Source organism: Pseudomonas sp. NPDC089392 (assembly GCF_044749595.1).
Taxonomy (GTDB): domain Bacteria; phylum Pseudomonadota; class Gammaproteobacteria; order Pseudomonadales; family Pseudomonadaceae; genus Aquipseudomonas.
Genome location: NZ_JBIVIF010000009.1, coordinates 90,068 through 108,395 on the forward strand (window position 1 = coordinate 90,068; position 18,328 = coordinate 108,395).

16 protein-coding genes are annotated in these 18,328 nt (G+C 62.7%); 7 read left to right on the forward strand and 9 right to left on the reverse strand.

Annotated features, from left to right (window positions below; all coding sequences use genetic code 11):
* Positions 1 to 74: 74 nt before the first annotated feature.
* The 5 genes from prpF to ACIP1G_RS11255 all read right to left on the reverse strand — a co-directional run bounded on the left by prpF (position 75) and on the right by ACIP1G_RS11255 (position 7,118).
* Positions 75 to 1,265, reverse strand: coding sequence for a 2-methylaconitate cis-trans isomerase PrpF (gene prpF / locus ACIP1G_RS11235; protein ID WP_400736632.1), 1,191 nt, complete (start codon positions 1,263 to 1,265; stop codon positions 75 to 77).
* Positions 1,266 to 1,483: 218 nt separating this feature from the next.
* Positions 1,484 to 4,072, reverse strand: coding sequence for a Fe/S-dependent 2-methylisocitrate dehydratase AcnD (gene acnD, locus ACIP1G_RS11240; protein ID WP_400736776.1), 2,589 nt, complete (start codon positions 4,070 to 4,072; stop codon positions 1,484 to 1,486).
* A gap of 162 nt (positions 4,073 to 4,234) precedes the next feature.
* A complete protein-coding gene (gene prpC, locus ACIP1G_RS11245) occupies positions 4,235 to 5,362 on the reverse strand; it encodes a 2-methylcitrate synthase (protein ID WP_346642964.1) in 1,128 nt (375 codons plus the stop codon).
* A gap of 152 nt (positions 5,363 to 5,514) precedes the next feature.
* Positions 5,515 to 6,405, reverse strand: a complete 891-nt coding sequence (prpB, locus tag ACIP1G_RS11250) for a methylisocitrate lyase (protein ID WP_400736635.1) — start codon at positions 6,403 to 6,405, stop codon at positions 5,515 to 5,517.
* On the reverse strand, positions 6,402 to 7,118 hold the full coding sequence (locus ACIP1G_RS11255) for a GntR family transcriptional regulator (RefSeq protein WP_400736638.1): 717 nt from the start codon (positions 7,116 to 7,118) through the stop codon (positions 6,402 to 6,404). The genes prpB and ACIP1G_RS11255 overlap by 4 nt, the downstream gene beginning before the upstream one ends.
* Before the next feature lie 306 nt (positions 7,119 to 7,424).
* Between ACIP1G_RS11255 and ACIP1G_RS11260 the strand changes: the two genes are divergently transcribed.
* From ACIP1G_RS11260 to ACIP1G_RS11280, 5 genes are all read left to right on the forward strand, one after another.
* Complete coding sequence (locus tag ACIP1G_RS11260) at positions 7,425 to 7,961, forward strand: ATP-dependent zinc protease (protein ID WP_019470703.1); 537 nt, start codon at positions 7,425 to 7,427, stop codon at positions 7,959 to 7,961.
* A gap of 5 nt (positions 7,962 to 7,966) precedes the next feature.
* Complete coding sequence (locus ACIP1G_RS11265) at positions 7,967 to 9,502, forward strand: inactive transglutaminase family protein (RefSeq protein WP_400736641.1); 1,536 nt, start codon at positions 7,967 to 7,969, stop codon at positions 9,500 to 9,502.
* Positions 9,502 to 10,482 (forward strand): alpha-L-glutamate ligase-like protein, encoded by a 981-nt coding sequence (locus ACIP1G_RS11270; protein ID WP_400736644.1) that lies wholly within the window; start codon positions 9,502 to 9,504, stop codon positions 10,480 to 10,482. Before ACIP1G_RS11265 ends, ACIP1G_RS11270 begins: the two co-directional genes overlap by 1 nt.
* Before the next feature lie 210 nt (positions 10,483 to 10,692).
* A complete protein-coding gene (pabB, locus tag ACIP1G_RS11275) occupies positions 10,693 to 12,036 on the forward strand; it encodes an aminodeoxychorismate synthase component I (protein WP_400736646.1) in 1,344 nt (447 codons plus the stop codon).
* A 193-nt stretch (positions 12,037 to 12,229) separates the two neighbouring features.
* The gene (locus ACIP1G_RS11280) at positions 12,230 to 12,964 is read left to right on the forward strand and encodes a phosphoadenylyl-sulfate reductase (RefSeq protein WP_400736647.1); all 735 of its coding nucleotides are present in this window, start codon (positions 12,230 to 12,232) and stop codon (positions 12,962 to 12,964) included.
* A 122-nt stretch (positions 12,965 to 13,086) separates the two neighbouring features.
* On the opposite strand, the gene cysB is transcribed toward ACIP1G_RS11280, so the two are convergent.
* From cysB to ACIP1G_RS11295, 3 genes are all read right to left on the reverse strand, one after another.
* The gene (gene cysB / locus ACIP1G_RS11285) at positions 13,087 to 14,061 is read right to left on the reverse strand and encodes an HTH-type transcriptional regulator CysB (RefSeq protein ID WP_010953293.1); all 975 of its coding nucleotides are present in this window, start codon (positions 14,059 to 14,061) and stop codon (positions 13,087 to 13,089) included.
* Between the two features lie 127 nt (positions 14,062 to 14,188).
* Positions 14,189 to 14,686 carry a universal stress protein gene (locus ACIP1G_RS11290; RefSeq protein WP_021782885.1) on the reverse strand — a complete coding sequence of 166 codons (498 nt, stop codon included), beginning with the start codon at positions 14,684 to 14,686 and terminating at the stop codon, positions 14,189 to 14,191.
* Positions 14,687 to 14,811: 125 nt separating this feature from the next.
* Positions 14,812 to 15,759 (reverse strand): putative 2-dehydropantoate 2-reductase, encoded by a 948-nt coding sequence (locus ACIP1G_RS11295; RefSeq protein WP_400736651.1) that lies wholly within the window; start codon positions 15,757 to 15,759, stop codon positions 14,812 to 14,814.
* A gap of 233 nt (positions 15,760 to 15,992) precedes the next feature.
* Between ACIP1G_RS11295 and ACIP1G_RS11300 the strand changes: the two genes are divergently transcribed.
* The gene (locus ACIP1G_RS11300; RefSeq protein WP_400736654.1) at positions 15,993 to 17,069 is read left to right on the forward strand and encodes a 3-deoxy-7-phosphoheptulonate synthase; all 1,077 of its coding nucleotides are present in this window, start codon (positions 15,993 to 15,995) and stop codon (positions 17,067 to 17,069) included.
* 148 nt (positions 17,070 to 17,217) lie between these two features.
* Here the strand turns inward: ACIP1G_RS11300 and ACIP1G_RS11305 are convergent, their stop codons facing one another.
* Positions 17,218 to 17,499: a GNAT family N-acetyltransferase gene (locus tag ACIP1G_RS11305; RefSeq protein ID WP_400736656.1), complete on the reverse strand. Its 282-nt coding sequence runs from the start codon at positions 17,497 to 17,499 to the stop codon at positions 17,218 to 17,220.
* 506 nt (positions 17,500 to 18,005) lie between these two features.
* Between ACIP1G_RS11305 and oprI the strand changes: the two genes are divergently transcribed.
* Complete coding sequence (gene oprI, locus ACIP1G_RS11310) at positions 18,006 to 18,257, forward strand: outer membrane lipoprotei OprI (RefSeq protein ID WP_003259780.1); 252 nt, start codon at positions 18,006 to 18,008, stop codon at positions 18,255 to 18,257.
* The last annotated feature ends 71 nt before the right edge of the window (positions 18,258 to 18,328 follow it).

Below are 18,328 nucleotides of genomic sequence, written 5' to 3' on the forward strand. Positions count from 1 at the left end.
TGTAGGAGCGGCCTTGCGTCGCGATAGGGCCGCAAAGCGGCCCCAACGAACTAAAGCCGAGCGCCAATGGTGCGTTAGAAGCTATCGCCAGGCACGCGAACCCAGCCCTCCATCAGCACGCGAGCACTGCGGCTCATGATTGCCTTGGTCACTGTCCACTGGCCATTCACCTGGCGCGCCTCGGCCCCCACTCGTAGGGTGCCCGAGGGGTGGCCGAAACGCACGGCGCTGCGCTCGCCCCCGCCAGCGGCGAGGTTGACCAGCGTGCCCGGAATGGCCGCTGCGGTACCAATCGCCACCGCAGCCGTCCCCATCATTGCATGGTGCAGCTTGCCCATCGACAAGGCCCGTACCAGCAGGTCGATATCAGCCACCTGCACCGCCTTGCCACTGGACGCAGTGTAGGTGCTCGGCGGCGCGACGAAGGCCACTTTCGGCGTGTGCTGACGCCCGGCAGCCTGGTCGACGTTTTCGATCAGCCCCATGCGCACGGCGCCATAGGCGCGAATGGTCTCGAAGCGCAGCAGCGCCTGCGGGTCGCCGTTGATGGCATCCTGCAGTTCGGCGCCGGTGTAACCGATATCCGCCGCATTGACGAAGATGGTCGGGATGCCGGCATTGATCAGGGTCGCCTTGAAGGTGCCGACACCGGGCACCTCCAGGTCATCGACCAGGTTACCAGTAGGGAACATCGCACCACCGTCGCCGTCTTCGTCGGCCGCCGGGTCGAGAAATTCCAGTTGCACCTCGGCAGCCGGGAAAGTTACCCCGTCCAGCTCGAAGTCGCCGGTCTCCTGCACTTCGCCTTCGGTGATTGGCACATGGGCAATGATGGTCTTGCCGATGTTGGCCTGCCAGATGCGCACGGTGGCAATGCCGTTGCGCGGAATGCGCACCGGGTCGACCAGGCCACTGCTGATGGCGAACGAACCGACGGCGGCGGACAGGTTGCCGCAGTTGCCGCTCCAGTCGACGAAGGCCTTGTCGATGCTGACCTGGCCAAACAGGTAGTCGACGTCGTGTTCGGGCTTGATGCTTTGCGACAGGATCACGGTCTTGCTGGTGCTTGAAGTGGCGCCGCCCATGCCGTCGATCTGCTTGCCGTAGGGGTCTGGGCTACCGATCACCCGCAGCAGCAGTGCGTCGCGGGCCGGGCCTGGGATTTGCGCCTGCTCGGGCAGGTCTTGCAGGCGGAAGAACACGCCTTTGCTGGTGCCGCCACGGATGTAGGTGGCGGGAATCTTGATTTGAGGTGCGTGTGCCATTGCTGCGCTGTCCTTTGTGAGTATGCAAAAAACCCTGGGGCCGCTTTGCGGCCCATTCGCGGGACAAGCCCGCTCCTACACGGATCGCACAATATTCAAAACCTGCGCTGTCCCTGTGGGAAATCACCCAGCCCTTCAGGCTGCGTTGTCGCGCAGAGAACAGAGCCCTGTGGGAGCGGGCTTGTCCCGCGAATGGGCTGCGCAGCAGCCCCCTGCAACTACGCAGTCGCTTCGAGGAAGTCCTGGGCAAAGCGCTGCAGCACGCCGCCCGCTTCGTAGATCGACACTTCCTCGGCGGTGTCCAGGCGGCAGGTCACCGGCACTTCCAGGCGCTCGCCGTTGGCACGGGTCACCACCAGGGTCAAGGTTGCCCGTGGCGTTCGTGCGCCCAGCACGTCATAAGTCTCGCTGCCATCCAGGCCCAGGGTCTTGCGGTCGGTGCCCGGCTTGAACTCCAGCGGCAGCACGCCCATGCCCACCAGGTTGGTGCGGTGAATGCGCTCGAAGCCTTCGGCCACAATCGCCTCGACACCCGCCAGGCGTACACCTTTGGCCGCCCAGTCACGCGACGAGCCCTGGCCGTAGTCGGCACCGGCCACGATGATCAGCGGCTGCTTGCGCTGCATGTAGGTCTCGATCGCCTCCCACATGCGGGTGACCTTGCCTTCCGGCTCGATACGCGCCAGCGAGCCCTGCTTCACGCTGCCGTCGTCCTTGCGCACCATTTCGTTGAACAGCTTGGGGTTGGCAAAGGTGGCACGCTGGGCAGTCAGGTGGTCGCCACGGTGGGTGGCGTAGGAGTTGAAGTCCTCCTCCGGCAGGCCCATCTTCGCCAGGTACTCACCGGCGGCGCTGTCGAGCATGATGGCGTTGGACGGCGACAGGTGGTCGGTGGTGATGTTGTCCGGCAGCACCGCCAGCGGGCGCATGCCGCGCAGTGTGCGCTCGCCAGCCAGGGCACCCTCCCAGTATGGCGGGCGACGAATGTAGGTGCTCATCGGGCGCCAGTCGTACAGCGGCGCCACTTTTGGCCCGCGGTCTTCCTCGATGGCGAACATCGGGATGTACACCTTGCGGAACTGCTCCGGCTTGACCGCGGCACGCACCACGGCGTCGATCTCTTCATCGCTGGGCCAGATGTCCTTGAGGCGGATTTCCTTGCCATCCACCACGCCCAGCACATCCTTCTCGATGTCGAAGCGAATGGTACCAGCGATGGCGTAGGCCACCACCAGTGGCGGTGAAGCCAGGAAGGCCTGCTTGGCATACGGGTGGATACGCCCGTCAAAGTTGCGGTTGCCCGACAGCACGGCGGTGGCGTACAGATCGCGGTCGATAATTTCTTGCTGGATCACCGGGTCCAGCGCGCCGGACATGCCGTTGCAGGTGGTGCAGGCAAAGGCGACGATGCCAAAGCCAAGCTGCTCCAGCTCCTTCTCCAGGCCAGCCTCTTCCAGGTACAGCTGCACGGCCTTGGAGCCCGGTGCCAGCGACGACTTGACCCATGGTTTACGGGTCAGGCCCAGCTTGTTGGCATTGCGGGCAATCAAGCCTGCGGCAATCACGTTGCGCGGGTTGCTGGTGTTGGTGCAGCTGGTGATGGCGGCGATGATCACCGCGCCGTCAGGCATTTGCCCCGGTACCTCCTCCCAGCTGCCGGCGATACCTTTGGCCGCCAGGTCGCTGGTGGCGACGCGGGCGTGCGGGTTGGACGGGCCGGCCATGTTGCGCACCACGCTCGACAGGTCGAAGCTGAGGGTGCGTTCGTAGACGGCGGCGCCCAGGCTGTCGGCCCACAGGCCGGTGGCCTTGGCGTAGGTTTCCACCAGCTTGACCTGCTGCTCTTCGCGGCCGGTCAGGCGCAGGTAGTCGATGGTCTGCTGGTCGATGGCGAACATCGCCGCCGTGGCGCCGTACTCCGGGGCCATGTTGGAAATGGTGGCACGGTCGCCCAGGGTCAGGGCGCGGGCACCCTCGCCATGGAACTCCAGATAAGCGCCAACGACTTTCTGCTTGCGCAGGAATTCGGTCAGGGCCAGCACCAGGTCGGTGGCGGTGATGTTCGGCGCCAGCTTGCCGGTCAGCTCGACGCCGACGATTTCCGGCAGGCGCATCCACGAGGCACGGCCGAGCATCACGTTCTCGGCTTCCAGGCCGCCCACGCCGATGGCGATCACGCCCAGGGCGTCGACATGCGGGGTGTGGCTGTCGGTGCCGACGCAGGTGTCCGGGTAGGCCACGCCGCGGTCGTTGTGGATCACCGGCGACATCTTCTCCAGGTTGATCTGGTGCATGATGCCGTTGCCTGGCTGGATCACGTCGACGTTCTTGAACGCCTTCTTGGTCCAGTTGATGAAGTGGAAGCGATCTTCGTTACGGCGGTCTTCGATGGCGCGGTTCTTTTCGAACGCCTGCGGGTCGAAGCCACCGCACTCGACGGCCAGCGAGTGGTCGACGATCAGCTGCACCGGCACCACCGGGTTGACCTGGGCCGGGTCGCCGCCTTTGTCGGCGATGGCATCACGCAGGCCGGCGAGGTCGACCAGCGCGGTCTGGCCAAGGATATCGTGGCACACCACGCGCGCCGGGAACCACGGGAAGTCGAGCTCGCGCTGGCGCTCGATCAGCTGGCCCAGCGAGGCGTCGAGGGTGGCCGGGTCGCAGCGGCGCACCAGGTTTTCGGCGAGCACGCGGGAGGTGTAAGGCAGGCCATCGTAGGCGCCGGGCTTGATCGCCTCGACCGCCGCGCGGGCATCGAAGTAGTCCAGGTCGGTGCCTGGCAGGTGCTTGCGGTATGCAGTGTTCATCATGGAATCAGGCTCGGTCACAGGATTCGGAAGGTTTCACCGCCCCCTGTGGGAGCGGGCGTGCCCGCGAATGCGTCAGCAGGTGCACAGGGGTTGCCCGGTCGGACGCATTCGCGGGCAAGCCCGCTCCTACAAAGGGACGGGTTGCCTCTCTATATCTATTCAGCGCTGCTCGATCGGCACGAACTGGCGCTGCTCGACGCCGACATACTCGGCGCTCGGGCGGATGATGCGGTTGTTGGCGCGCTGTTCGAACACGTGCGCCGCCCAGCCGGTCAGGCGCGAGCAGACGAAGATCGGGGTGAACAGCTTGGTCGGGATGCCCATGAAGTGGTACGCCGAGGCATGGTAGAAGTCGGCGTTGGGGAACAGGCGCTTCTGCTCCCACATGGTCTTGTCGATGGCTTCGGAAACCGGGTACAGCACCTTGTCACCGACTTCGTCGGCCAACTGCTTCGACCAGCCCTTGATCACCTCGTTGCGCGGGTCGGACTCTTTGTAGATGGCATGGCCAAAGCCCATGATCTTGTCCTTGCGCTCCAGCATGCGCAGCAGCTCGGCAGTGGCTTCCTGCGGGCTCTGGAAGCGCTCGATCAGCTCCATCGCCGCTTCGTTGGCACCACCGTGCAGCGGGCCGCGCAGCGAGCCGATGGCGGCGGTGACGCAGGAGTACAGGTCGGACAGGGTCGAGGCACACACGCGGGCAGTGAAGGTCGAGGCGTTGAACTCATGCTCGGCGTAAAGGATCAGCGACACGTTCATGACCTTGACGTGCAGCTCGCTCGGCTTCTTGCCGTGCAGCAGGTGCAGGAAGTGGCCACCGAGGGTGTCTTCGTCGCTGGTGCAGTCGATGCGCAGGCCGTCGTGGGTGAAGCGGTACCAGTAGCACATCACCGCCGGGAAGAGGGCCAGCAGGCGGTCGGTCTTGTCGCGCTGGGCTTCGAAGGTCAGCTCTGGCTCCAGGGTGCCGAGTACAGAGCAACCGGTGCGCATCACGTCCATCGGGTGGGCGTCGCGCGGGATGCGCTCAAGCACTTCCTTCAGCGCTTGTGGCAGGTCACGCAGGCCTTTGAGCTTGCGCTTGTAGTCAGCCAGTTCGGCCTGGGTTGGCAGCTCGCCGTACAGCAGCAGGTAGGCGACTTCTTCGAATTCGGCACCGGCGGCCAGGTCACGCACGTCGTAACCACGGTAGGTCAGCCCGGCGCCGGCCTGGCCCACGGTCGACAGCGCGGTCTGGCCGGCCACCTGGCCGCGCAGGCCTGCGCCACTGAGTACTTTTGCTTCGGCCATGGTGTTTCTCCTTTCTTGAATTTGTTATGGAAATCTGGCTAATCGTTGAAACCTGGGGCGGCCTCTTCGCGGGTAAACCCGCTCCTACAGACCTGTGCAGGACCTTGTAGGAGCGGCTTTAGCCGCGAAGAGGCCGGCACAGGCACCATCACTTACCCTTTCTTCTGGGCGAACAGCGCATCGAGGCTTTGCTCGAAGGCGTGGTAACCAATGGCATCGTAGAGCTCCATGCGGGTCTGCATGGTGTCGATCACATTCTTCTGCGTGCCGTCGCGGCGCAGCGCGGTGTACACGTTCTCGGCCGCCTTGTTCATGGCGCGGAACGCCGACAGCGGGTACAGAACCAGCGACACGTCGACCGAGGCCAGTTCCTCGGTGGTGTACAGCGGCGTGGCGCCGAATTCGGTGATATTGGCCAAAATCGGTGCCTTCACCCGATCAGCGAAGGTCTTGTACATCTGCAATTCGGTGATGGCTTCCGGGAAGATCATGTCGGCGCCGGCCTCGATGCAGGCCTCGGCGCGGTCCAGGGCGGCGTTCAAGCCCTCGACGGCCAGGGCGTCGGTACGTGCCATGATCACGAAGCTGTCGTCAGTACGGGCATCGACGGCGGCCTTGATGCGGTCGACCATTTCCTGCTGGCTGACGATTTCCTTGTTCGGGCGGTGGCCGCAACGCTTGGCGCCAACCTGGTCCTCGATATGGATGGCGGCAGCGCCGAACTTGCTCATCGAGCGCACGGTACGGGCGACGTTGAAGGCCGAAGAACCAAAGCCGGTGTCGACATCTACCAGCAACGGCACGTCGCACACGTCGGTGATGCGGCGCACGTCGGTGAGCACGTCGTCCAGGCCACTGATGCCCAGGTCTGGCAGGCCCAGGGAGCCGGCGGCCACGCCGCCACCGGACAGGTAGATGGCCTTGAAGCCGGCGCGCTTGGCCAGCAGGGCATGGTTGGCATTGATGGCGCCAACCACCTGCAGCGGGTGTTCGGCGGCAACGGCGTCGCGGAAACGCTGACCGGGGGTGCTCTTCACAGTCATTTCTCACCTCGTGGGCTGTTGTTGTGGGCGTCCAGGTAGTGACGCTCGATATTGCGCTTGGAGGCGCCGATGTGGCGGCGCATCAGGAGTTCGGCCAGCTCGCCGTCACGGTCGGCGATGGCATCGAGAATACGGTGGTGTTCGGCAAAGGCCTGGCGAGGCCGGTTGGGCGTAGCGGAGAACTGGATGCGGTACATGCGCACCAGCTGGTACAGCTCGCCGCAGAGCATCTTGACCAGGGTCTGGTTGCCACTGCCCTGGATGATCCGGTAATGGAAGTCGTAGTCGCCTTCCTGCTGGTAATAGCCCAGGCCGGCCTGGAACGCGGCATCGCGCTCGTGGGTGTCGAGCACCCGGCGCAATTCGTCGATGTCAGCCTGGCTCATGCGTTCGGCGGCCAGGCGGCAAGCCATGCCTTCCAGCGATTCGCGAATTTCGTACAGCTCGATCAGCTCGGCGTGGTTGAGCGACACCACCCGCGCCCCCACATGCGGTACGCGCACCAGCAGGCGCTGGCCTTCGAGGCGGTGGATGGCCTCGCGCAGCGGCCCGCGGCTGATGCCATAGGTACGCGCCAGCTCCGGCTCGGAAATTTTGCTGCCAGGGGCGATCTCGCCTTTGACGATAGCCGCCTGGATGCGCCGGAAGACGTTTTCGGACAAGGTTTCCGTTTCGTCTGCCAGCGCCGGGGTGGCAAGGGAGAGGTCCTGCATATTGTCGACACCTTGAAAATCACTTCGCCAGAAATTAGCGAATCAAGGCCGCCAAGTCAAAGACAAAATCAATATTGTCAACAATCGTCTAAGAACGAACTATCACCGCCTCGCCGCTGTCAGATCGCGCACCGCTGGCGTCAAGACGTCGGCGTGATAGAATGCCGCGCCTCCGATGGGGTATGGATAGCCTGTCTGTCATCCATTCATGCTTGTTGACAGATGAACGAGGAAGCTTGCGCAGTAGTTGCCAGTCGCCTTGCCCTGAACATAGCCACGAACCTTGCACTGCACCGCGCCAGGATTATGAGACTTACACCCGTTTTAATGCTGCTATGCCTCACCCTGCTTCCGGCCCTTGGCCAGGCTGCGGGCAAGACCGTGTATGGTCTCAACGAATACGCACGCTTGGGCGACCTGGACCTGGAAGTAGCCGCCAAGCTCGACACCGGCGCCAAGACCGCATCGCTCAGTGCCCGCGACATCAAGCGCTTCAAGCGCAACGGCGAAAGCTGGGTGCGCTTCTACCTGGCGATCGATGCCGCCCACTCGCACCCGATCGAACGCCCGCTGGCACGGGTGAGTAAAATCAAGCGCCGGGCTGGCGACTATGATGCCGAATCGGGCAAAGCCTACACGGCACGCCCGGTCATCGAACTGGAAATCTGCATGGGCCAGGCCATGCGCACCATCGAAGTCAACCTCACCGACCGCAGCGCCTTCCAGTTCCCGCTGCTGATCGGCTCCGAGGCGCTCAAGCACTTCGACGCGCTGGTCGACCCAAGCCTTAAATATGCGGCCGGCAAACCTGCCTGTGCCACCGACGCTCCCAAAGCAGAGTAACTCCGATGCGCTCTCTTACCCTCCATCTGAAAGTCCTGATCACCGTGCTGGTGCTACTGGGCGTGGCGGTCACGGCTTATCAGATCTTCTTCCTCGGCATCCCGGTGACCGAAGATGAAACCGACGACCTGTGGAACATCGACGCCAAGGTCGAGTTCGTGGCCAGCACCAAGGACCCGGTCAAGGTGCAGATGTTCGTGCCGCCGCTGAACCGCGACTACGTCAGCCTCAACGAGAGCTTCATCTCCAACAACTACGGGGTGAGCGTCAACCGTGCCGACGGCAACCGCAAGGTCACCTGGTCGGCTCGCCGTGCCAGCGGCAACCAGACGCTCTACTACCGCCTGGTGCTGACCAAGCGCTACAGCAACGAGAAGACCACGGTCAAAGGCCCGACCTTCCGTGACAGCCTGGCCATCGAGGGCCCCGAGAAGATCGCTGCCGAAGCCCTGATGGCGCCGATCCGCCAGCACTCGGCCGATGTCGAGACCTTTGTCAGCGAGACCATCAAGCGGGTCAACAACCTCAACGACGACAACGTCAAGCTGCTGCTGGCCGGTGACACCTCGCCCATGAAGAAGGCCCAGGTCATCGACCTGCTGCTGTCGATTGCCCACGTGCCGATGGAAAAGGTGCACACCATCCGCCTGGTGGCCGACACCCCGCAAACCCCGGAACTGTGGCTGCGCAGTTTCAACGGCAACGACTGGCTGTACTTCAACCCGGACAACGGTGAGCAGGGCTTGCCGAGCGACCGCCTGCTGTGGTGGACCGGTGACGACAACCTGATCACCGTCGATGGCGGCAAGAAGGCCAACGTTACCTTCAGCATGAACAACAGCGAGATGAACGCCATCCGCCTGGCCAAGCTGACCGACGAGAACACTGACGCCGACTTCCTTGAGTACTCGCTGTACGGCCTGCCGCTGCAAACCCAGCAAACCTTCATGATCATGGTGATGATCCCGATCGGCGTGCTGGTGATCCTGGTACTGCGCAACCTGATCGGCCTGCAAACCCTCGGTACCTTCACCCCGGTACTGATCGCCCTGGCCTTCCGCGAGACCCAGCTGGGCTTCGGTATCGTGCTTTTCACGGTAATCACCGCCCTGGGCCTGTCGCTACGCTCGTACCTGGAACACCTGAAACTGCAGATGCTGCCCCGCCTGTCGGTGGTGCTGACCTTCGTCGTGGTGCTGATCGCCGCCATCAGTCTGTTCAGCCACAAGCTGGGCCTTGAGCGTGGGCTGTCGGTGGCACTGTTCCCGATGGTGATCCTGACCATGACCATCGAACGCCTGTCGATCACCTGGGAAGAGCGTGGTGGTGGCCATGCCATGAAAGTGGCCATCGGCACCCTGTTCGCCGCCTCCGTGGCGCACCTGCTGATGATGGTGCCGGAGCTGGTGTACTTCGTGTTCACCTTCCCTGCCGTGCTGTTGATCCTGGTGGGCTTCATGCTGGCGATGGGCCGCTACCGTGGCTACCGCCTGACCGAGCTCGTGCGCTTCAAGGCATTCCTGAAGAAGGCTGACGCCTGATGTTTGGCCTGATCAAGACGTGGAAAGCCCTGGAGGCCCGGGGCATCATGGGTATCAACCGGCGCAACGCGGACTACGTGCTGAAGTACAACAAGCGCCACCTGTACCCGATCGTCGACGACAAGATCATCACCAAGGAGCGCGCCCTGGCAGCCGGCATCCATGTGCCGGAAATGTACGGCATCATCGAGACCGAGAAGCAGATCGAAAAGCTTCACGAAATCATCGGCGGGCGCAACGACTTCGTCATCAAGCCGGCGCAGGGCGCTGGCGGTGACGGCATCCTGGTGATCGCCGACCGTTTCGAGGACCGTTACCGCACAGTGTCGGGCAAGATCATCAGCCACGAGGAAATCGAGCACCAGGTCTCGAGCATCCTTACCGGCCTGTACTCGCTCGGCGGCCACCGCGACCGCGCGCTGATCGAGTACCGGGTGACCCCGGACCAGATCTTCAAGAGCATCAGCTACGAAGGCGTGCCGGACATCCGCATCATCGTGCTGATGGGCTACCCGGTAATGGCCATGCTGCGCCTGCCGACCCGCCAGTCCGGCGGCAAGGCCAACCTGCACCAGGGCGCCATTGGCGTGGGTGTCGACCTGGCCACCGGCGTAACCCTGCGCGGTACCTGGCTGAACAACATCATCAGCAAGCACCCGGACACCACCAACGCGGTGGACGGCGTGCAACTGCCGAACTGGGACGGCTTCATGAAGCTGGCCGCCGGCTGCTACGAACTGTGTGGCCTGGGCTACATCGGCGTGGACATGGTGCTGGACCAGGACAAGGGCCCGCTGATTCTGGAGCTGAACGCCCGCCCGGGGCTGAACATCCAGATTGCCAACGACTGTGGGCTTACCCAGCGTACCCATGCCATCGAGGCGCACATCGAAGCACTGGCCAAGGATGGTATTAGCGAAGATGCCGAGCAGCGGGTGCGAGTATCGCAAGGGCTGTTCGGGCACGTGCATCCAGGCTGAAAATGCCGGGGCTGCTTTGCAGCCCATCGCGACACAAGGCCGCTCCTACAGAGATACGCGATCTCCTGTAGGAGCGGCCTTGTGTCGCGATGGGCCGCAAAGCGGCCCCCTTGGGCCAAACACAATGTTGAATGTCGCGCCCAGTGCTAGGCGCTTTTCCTACACAGGTCTACAATCGCCCTCCTCGCTTTTACATCGCCGTCCACACTGATGCCGACCTGTACGCTTTACCCCCTGCCCTACCAGCCCGACCCTGCAACCTATTTCGCCCGCCTGCGCCAGGCCCCCGGGGCGATCCTGCTCGACAGCGCCCGCCCCGGCGCCGAACGCGGGCGCTTCGACCTGCTCAGCGCCTGGCCGCTGCAACACTTGCAAGCGCAGCCCGGCGAAGATGGCCGCACGTTCCTCCAGCGCCTGCGCGCCGGCCTGGCGCAACTGGGCCACGCGCAATTGCCCGAAGGCAGCGAGTTGCCCTTTGCCGGCGGCCTGATCGGCTACCTGAGCTACGACTTCGGCCGCCGCCTTGAGCACTTGCCTTGCCTGGCCGTGGATGACCTCGGCCTGCCCGATGCACAACTGGGCCTGTACGCTTGGGCACTGGTCAGCGACCACCTGCACGGCACCAGCCAGCTGGTATTCCACCCGAGCCTGGCAGGCAGCGAGCGCGAACGCCTGGTCAGCCTGTTCGAAGGCGCCGACAACGCAGAGGCCGGCGGCTTCCAGCTGCTCGCGCCGATGGCCGGCGACCTGCAGCCCGAACAGTACCGGGACGCGTTCGACCAGGTGCAGCGCTACATCCAGGCCGGTGACTGCTACCAGATCAACCTCACCCAGCGCTTCCGCGCGCCCTGCCAGGGCGACCCATGGCAGGCTTACCAGGCACTGCGCCAGGCCTGCCCCACGCCGTTTTCCGGCTACCAGCAACTGGCCGACGGCAGTGCCTTGTTGAGCTTTTCGCCCGAGCGCTTTATACGCGTCAGCCAAGGCCAGGTGGAAACCCGGCCGATCAAGGGCACCCGCCCTCGCGCCAGTGACCCAGGCGAAGACGCGCGCAATGCCGAAGAGCTGCTGCACAGCCCCAAGGACCGCTCGGAAAACCTGATGATCGTCGACCTGCTGCGCAACGACCTGGGGCGTACCTGCCAGATCGGTTCGGTGAAGGTGCCAGAGCTGTTCAGCCTGGAAAGCTACCCCAACGTGCACCACCTGGTCAGCAGCATCACCGGCCAGTTGGCCAGCGACAAGGACGCCCTGGACCTGATCGGCGACAGCTTCCCCGGCGGCTCGATTACCGGCGCACCGAAGATTCGCGCCATGCAGATCATCGACGAACTGGAGCCGGCGCGCCGGGCACTGTACTGCGGCTCGCTGCTGTATGTGGACGTGCGCGGCGAAATGGACAGCTCCATTGCCATTCGCAGCCTGCTGATCAAGGACGGGCAGGTCAGCTGCTGGGGCGGCGGCGCGGTGGTGGCCGACTCCGAATGGCAGGCTGAATATGAAGAGTCGATTGCCAAGGTGCGCGTGTTGATGCAGACCTTGCAAGGCTTGTAATCGGCGCTGGATTTTTCGCGGGTAAAACCGCTCCCACAGGGATCGCGCGACCCCGAAGATGCGCGCCGTACCTGTGGGAGCGGGTTCACCCGCGAAGAATCCACCACCGATATCAGCCCGTCTAGCCCGCGTTTTTTGTTACCATCACTTTACTACGAGCGCACAGCGCCACAGCCAAGATGGAAACCGCCTGATGAGCCAACCCTTCGACGTCGCCGCCCTGGCCGCGACCTATGCCAACAAGTCCCCGCAGGACATCCTCAAGCTCGCCTTCGAGCACTTTGGCGATGACCTGTGGGTCTCCTTCAGCGGCGCCGAGGATGTGGTGCTGGTCGACATGGCCTGGAAGCTGAACAAGCAGGTCAAGGTGTTCAGCCTCGACACCGGCCGCCTGCACCCGGAGACCTACCGGTTCATCGACCAGGTACGTGAGCAGTACAACCTGCCGATCGAAATCCTCAGCCCCGACCGCGCCAAGCTTGACCCATTCGTCAAGGAAAAGGGCCTGTTCAGCTTCTACAAGGACGGCCACGGCGAGTGCTGCGGCATCCGCAAGATCGAGCCGCTGCGGCGCAAACTGGCCACTGTCAGCGCCTGGGCCACCGGCCAGCGCCGCGATCAGAGCCCAGGTACCCGCAGCCAGGTGGCGGCACTGGAAATCGACAGCGCCTTCTCCACCCCTGAGCACACCTTGTACAAGTTCAACCCGCTGGCGCAGATGAGCAGCGAAGAGGTATGGGGTTATATCCGCATGCTGGAGCTGCCGTACAACAGCCTGCATGAGCGCGGCTTCATCAGCATTGGCTGCGAGCCATGCACCCGGCCGGTGCTGCCGAACCAGCATGAGCGCGAAGGGCGTTGGTGGTGGGAAGAGTCGACGCAGAAAGAGTGCGGGTTACACGCTGGCAACCTGATCAGCAAGGCTTGAGATAGCCGGGGCCGCTTCGCGCCCCATCGCGACACAAGGCCGCTCCTACAAGAGATCGCATAACCCTGTAGGAGCGGCCTTGTGTCGCGATGGGCCGCAAAGCGGCCCCCTGCAATTTCGGATCAGTGCACCGGTAGTTCGACACCTTCGAACAGCTCTTCCAGCTCCTGCTTGTTATGGCACTGAATGGCCTTGGCCATCACTTCACGGGTCAGGTGCGGGGCAAACTTCTCGATGAAGTCGCACATGAAACCACGCAGGAAGGTGCCACGGCGGAAGCCGATCTTGGTGATGCTGGCTTCGAACAGCTCGCTGGCATCCAGGGCCACCAGGTCACTGTCGAGCTTGGCGTCCACCGCCATGCCGGCGACGATACCCACGCCCAGCCCCAGGCGCACATAGGTCTTGATCACGTCGGCGTCAGCTGCAGTGAACACCACTTTTGGTGTGAGGCCACGGTGGTTGAACGCTTCGTCCAGCTTCGAGCGCCCGGTGAAACCGAACACGTAGGTGACGATCGGGTATTCGGCGACCGCTTCCAGGGTCAGCTTAGGCAGCTTGGCCAGCGGGTGACCTTGTGGCACCACCACACAGCGGTTCCACTTGTAGCACGGCATCATGATCAGGTCGCCGAACAGCTCCAGTGCCTCGGTGGCGATGGCGAAATCAACGGTACCGTCTGCGGCCATCTCGGCAATTTGCATGGGCGAACCCTGGTGCATGTGCAGGGACACTTCCGGGTACTGCTTGATGAAGCTGCTGATCACCGGCGGCAAGGCATAGCGCGCCTGGGTGTGGGTGGTGGCGATGGACAGCGTGCCCTTCTTCTCGTTGGAGAACTCCTGGGCAATCTGCTTGATGCTCTCGACCTTGCGCAGGATTTCGCCCGCGGTATTGATGATGCGCTCACCGGCCGGGGTGACGCGGGTCAGGTGCTTGCCGCTGCGGGCAAAAACTTCAACACCCAGCTCATCTTCGAGCAGGCGGATCTGCTTGCTGATACCCGGCTGGGAGGTATACAGGCTCTGCGCCGTCGCGGAGACGTTGAGGTCATGGTGCGCCACTTCCCAGATGTAGCGCAGTTGTTGAAGCTTCATAGATTCCCCTCGGTTCAGCGATGAGTCAGCGGCAGCAAGCAGCGACGATATATAACTATATTAGTGGTTCTGGAAATAAATCTAGAACTATTTTGTTACACCCCTCGGAAATGGCCTACGGCCATCTTCACGCTTTCCTACGCCCCAAATGCTGCGCCAACGGCACCATGTACACCGGTACCGGCGACAGCTGCAGCAGCCGCACGGCGGTGCGCCCCAGCGGCACATCGACACCGGCGCCGGCACTGTGGCTGCCGAAAATCAACAGGTCTACGCTCAGCCGTTGCGCCTGGTCGAGGATCACCTGTGCCGGGTCGCCCTGACGCACCCGCACGGCCTTGATCACTGCAAGGTCGGCCTCCTCGCCCAACTCATCGCGAAAGTTTTCCAGCACGCGCTGCTCGATGTTGGCCATCACCGTATTCACCCCCTGGCTATGCAACTGGTCGAGCGTCTGTTCATCGAGGTAGCTTTGCAGGAGGGATTCGGCGAACTGCCCCATAGGCTCTACCGCATGGATCACATACAACTCGGCACTGAAAGTGCGCGCCAGGGCCAGCGCGTGTTGCATCACAAAAGGGGCGTAGACACCGAGGTCGGTGGCGTACAGCATGGAGCGGATCATTCGACCTCCTCGACTGCCGCAGCGGCAGAGCAAGCTTCAGCTTAGCAGTGCACCAGACGCACGCTTTGCCGTCTGGCGCACTGCTGGCGCGGGCTGGAGAGCACTGCCAAGGTCAAAAGCCGCCCTCACAGGAGCCGCTTGCTGCTGTCGATGAAACCCAACGCCTGGTACAGCATTTCCATACGCGGCAAGCTGCAGCCGGCCGCACGCGCACGCGCCAGCGGCTCGGCATAGATAGCCTGCAGTTCAAGCGGGCGCTTGTGGGCATGGTCGTGGTACATGCTTGGCCAGTAGTCAGGCATGCGCTCGGTTATCTGGAACAGGTGCTCGGCATAGCCCTCGGGCAACACATGGCCACAAGCTGCCGCGCCCTGCACCACCTCGGCCATCAAGACCTGGATCAGGTCACGGCTGTGGCCGTCTGCCATCAGCGGTGTGGTGCTGGCACCCAGCAGCACCGACAGGCCGTTATAAGGCACGTTCCACACCAGCTTCTGCCAGCGCGCCTGGGCCAGGTTGGGCATGACCTGCGAATCGATGCCCGCGGCCTGGAACAGCCCCGCACCTTCATTGACCAGCGCAGCACCGCCATCACTGGCGGGCCCACTGTGATAGCCAAGGTTGACCGCGCCCAGGGCCTGATGACGGATCACGCCCGGCGCCTGGCGGTTGACGCAGATGAAGCACAGGCCGCCGAGCAGGTGCATATCGCTGCGCAAGGCTGGACGCAACTGCTCCTCCACACCCAGGCCGTTCTGCAGCAGCACCACCTTGGCACCGGGCGCGGCGGCCTGGACGATCAACGGCGCCAGCTGGTCGTTGCTGGTGGCCTTGGCACCGATCAGCAGCCAGTCGCACGGCGGCATGTCGGCGGCACTTGCGTATGCCTGCACCTTCATCTGCAGCGCACCATGCACGGCACTGTCCACAGCCAGCCCCTGCTCACTAACGGCCTGGTACTCGCTGCGCAACAGGAAATGCACATCGAAGCCGGCCCTGGCCAGCATCAACCCATAGAAGCCGCCGATGGCACCGCTGCCAATGATGCCGATACGTGGTGTGTGCGGTTGCATGCTGGTCTCCAGGTAAAAGTCAGCCCTCTTTTTACACAGGTTGCGCAGCGCAGGGCAGCCCATTGATGCCAAAGCACCCGCGCAGAGAGGAAAAACACCACCCTGGCGGAAGTTCAGCCCATTGTCGCGCCACCTGTAACGCGCTAAGGTTCCGCTCCCCGCTGCGAATAATCTTGCTGCTGGGCCGCACGGGGATAGTTGGCGGCCGGCACCGTGACCTGACGAGTAACACGATGGCTGATTTACCGATCGATGACTTGAACGTTGCCTCCAACGAGACCCTGATCACTCCCGATCAGCTCAAGAAGGAAATCCCCCTCAGCGCCAAGGCCCTGCAGACCGTAACTGCCGGCCGTGAAGTGGTGCGCAATATTCTCGACGGCAAGGACCATCGCCTGTTCGTCGTGGTCGGCCCTTGCTCCATCCATGACATCAAGGCTGCCCACGAATACGCCGAGCGCCTGAAAGTGCTGGCCGAGGAAGTGTCCGACACGCTGTACCTGGTCATGCGCGTGTACTTCGAAAAGCCGCGCACCACGGTCGGCTGGAAAGGCCTGATCAACGACCCGTACCTGGATGACTCGTTCAAGATCCAGGATGGCTTGCACATTGGTCGCCAACTGCTGCTGGACCTGGCCGAAATGGGCCTGCCGACCGCCACCGAAGCGCTCGACCCGATCTCCCCGCAGTACCTGCAGGACCTGATCAGCTGGTCGGCCATTGGCGCCCGCACCACCGAATCGCAAACCCACCGCGAGATGGCCTCGGGCCTGTCCTCGGCGGTCGGCTTCAAGAACGGCACTGACGGCGGCCTGACCGTTGCCATCAACGCCCTGCAGTCGGTGTCCAAGCCGCACCGTTTCCTGGGTATCAACCAGGAGGGCGGCGTGTCGATCGTCACCACCAAGGGCAACCCGTACGGCCACGTGGTACTGCGCGGCGGCAACGGCAAGCCGAACTACGACTCGGTCAGCGTTGCCCTGTGCGAACAGGACCTGGCCAAGAACAAGATCAAGGCCAACATCATGGTCGACTGCAGCCATGCCAACTCCAACAAGGACCCGGCCCTGCAGCCACTGGTGATGGAGAACGTTGCCAACCAGATCCTCGAAGGCAACCAGTCGATTATCGGCCTGATGGTCGAGAGCCACCTGAACTGGGGCTGCCAGTCGATTTCGAAGAACCTGGACGAGCTGCAGTATGGCGTGTCGATTACCGATGCCTGCATCGACTGGTCGGCCACCGAGAAGACCCTGCGCAGCATGCGTACCAAGTTGAAGGATGTGTTGCCGCAGCGTAAGCGTGGCTGATTGATGTAAATAAAGAGCGGGGCCGCTGCGCGCCCCATTCGCGGCACAAGGCCGCTCCTACAGGGTTATGCGATCCCCTGTAGGAGCGGCCTTGTGCCGCGAATGGGGCGCGCAGCGGCCCCGCTCTTTATTTACAGAAATTACAGATTCAGACCTTGCTCGAATGCCGCTGCTGGCGCTCCATGTAGCGCTCTACATAGGAGCAAGACGGGATCACCGTATAGCCCATCTGCTCGGCGTACTCCAGGGCTCTTTCGGTCAGTGCGGCAGCAATCCCGCGGCCGCGCAGGGCGTTGGGCACGAAGGTGCGATAGATGTCCAGCGTCTGCTTACCAAGGTCCATGTACGTCAGATAGGCACGATGACCGTCCACGGTGGTCTCAAACTGATGACCGCCCTGGTCATGGTGGATGGTCAGCGCTTCGCTCATCACTACTCCTCGCAGGTCTTCTCGGCAGACCCATACCTTAACCGATGGTGGTTTATCCGGCGCAGAATCCTCTACGTCACCCGATGCCCCTTCGACCATTGGACGATTGCAATGGTTCGGATCCCTTGGCACTCACAAGATAGTAGGCGCCGCGAGCGGGATTACTCAAGGTGGCGGCGGGTAAAAATGGAGAAAACGCAGCAACAGCGACTCTTCCCCGCCCGCCAACAGCCGCCGGATGTTCTAGGGCTTAAGACGCTGAGGGACAGTTAAAGTCACCGTTAGTTCAACAAAAAAGTTCCCGTACTACAATCGCTTGCGCACCCTGCACATTTTTTTCACATGCGCGTCGCAAATCTTGTCGGCGAGGCGTCAAGCAACATTTTTTTTGCAGTTCTTGCGCTCAGTCAGTTTACTTACTACAAGTAATGGGTACTATGTACGCCGGCCAGTTTCTCTTTTCCGAGAGATGGCTATTTAATAGAAAGTCCTTGAAGGGGAACACGATGAACAACGTTCTGAAATTCTCTGCTCTGGCTCTGGCCGCAGTTCTGGCTACCGGTTGCAGCAGCGTATCCAAAGAAACCGAAGCTCGTCTGACTGCGACTGAAGACGCAGCAGCTCGCGCTCAAGCTCGTGCAGACGAAGCCTACCGTAAGGCTGACGACGCACTGGCAGCCGCTCAGAAGGCTCAGCAGACCGCTGACGAAGCCAACGAGCGCGCTCTGCGTATGCTGGACAAAGCCAGCCGCAAGTAATAATCCTCACGGATTGTTAAGGAGCCGACCCACTTGTGGGTCGGCTTTTTTATTGCCTGCGCATAAGGCAA

Bases quoted from the DNA above. Each gene is read 5' to 3' on its own strand.
- acnD (WP_400736776.1), bottom strand. From the start codon at position 4,072: ATGAACACTGCATACCGCAAGCACCTGCCAGGCACCGACCTGGACTAC.
- ACIP1G_RS11295 (WP_400736651.1), bottom strand. From the start codon at position 15,759: ATGCAACCGCACACACCACGTATCGGCATCATTGGCAGCGGTGCCATC.
- ACIP1G_RS11290 (WP_021782885.1), bottom strand. From the start codon at position 14,686: ATGATCCGCTCCATGCTGTACGCCACCGACCTCGGTGTCTACGCCCCT.
- cysB (WP_010953293.1), bottom strand. From the start codon at position 14,061: ATGAAGCTTCAACAACTGCGCTACATCTGGGAAGTGGCGCACCATGAC.
- ACIP1G_RS11305 (WP_400736656.1), bottom strand. From the start codon at position 17,499: ATGAGCGAAGCGCTGACCATCCACCATGACCAGGGCGGTCATCAGTTT.
- prpB (WP_400736635.1), bottom strand. From the start codon at position 6,405: ATGACTGTGAAGAGCACCCCCGGTCAGCGTTTCCGCGACGCCGTTGCC.
- ACIP1G_RS11280 (WP_400736647.1), top strand. From the start codon at position 12,230: ATGAGCCAACCCTTCGACGTCGCCGCCCTGGCCGCGACCTATGCCAAC.
- ACIP1G_RS11270 (WP_400736644.1), top strand. From the start codon at position 9,502: ATGTTTGGCCTGATCAAGACGTGGAAAGCCCTGGAGGCCCGGGGCATC.
- ACIP1G_RS11260 (WP_019470703.1), top strand. From the start codon at position 7,425: ATGAGACTTACACCCGTTTTAATGCTGCTATGCCTCACCCTGCTTCCG.
- oprI (WP_003259780.1), top strand. From the start codon at position 18,006: ATGAACAACGTTCTGAAATTCTCTGCTCTGGCTCTGGCCGCAGTTCTG.
- ACIP1G_RS11300 (WP_400736654.1), top strand. From the start codon at position 15,993: ATGGCTGATTTACCGATCGATGACTTGAACGTTGCCTCCAACGAGACC.
- prpC (WP_346642964.1), bottom strand. From the start codon at position 5,362: ATGGCCGAAGCAAAAGTACTCAGTGGCGCAGGCCTGCGCGGCCAGGTG.
- ACIP1G_RS11265 (WP_400736641.1), top strand. From the start codon at position 7,967: ATGCGCTCTCTTACCCTCCATCTGAAAGTCCTGATCACCGTGCTGGTG.
- prpF (WP_400736632.1), bottom strand. From the start codon at position 1,265: ATGGCACACGCACCTCAAATCAAGATTCCCGCCACCTACATCCGTGGC.
- ACIP1G_RS11255 (WP_400736638.1), bottom strand. From the start codon at position 7,118: ATGCAGGACCTCTCCCTTGCCACCCCGGCGCTGGCAGACGAAACGGAA.
- pabB (WP_400736646.1), top strand. From the start codon at position 10,693: ATGCCGACCTGTACGCTTTACCCCCTGCCCTACCAGCCCGACCCTGCA.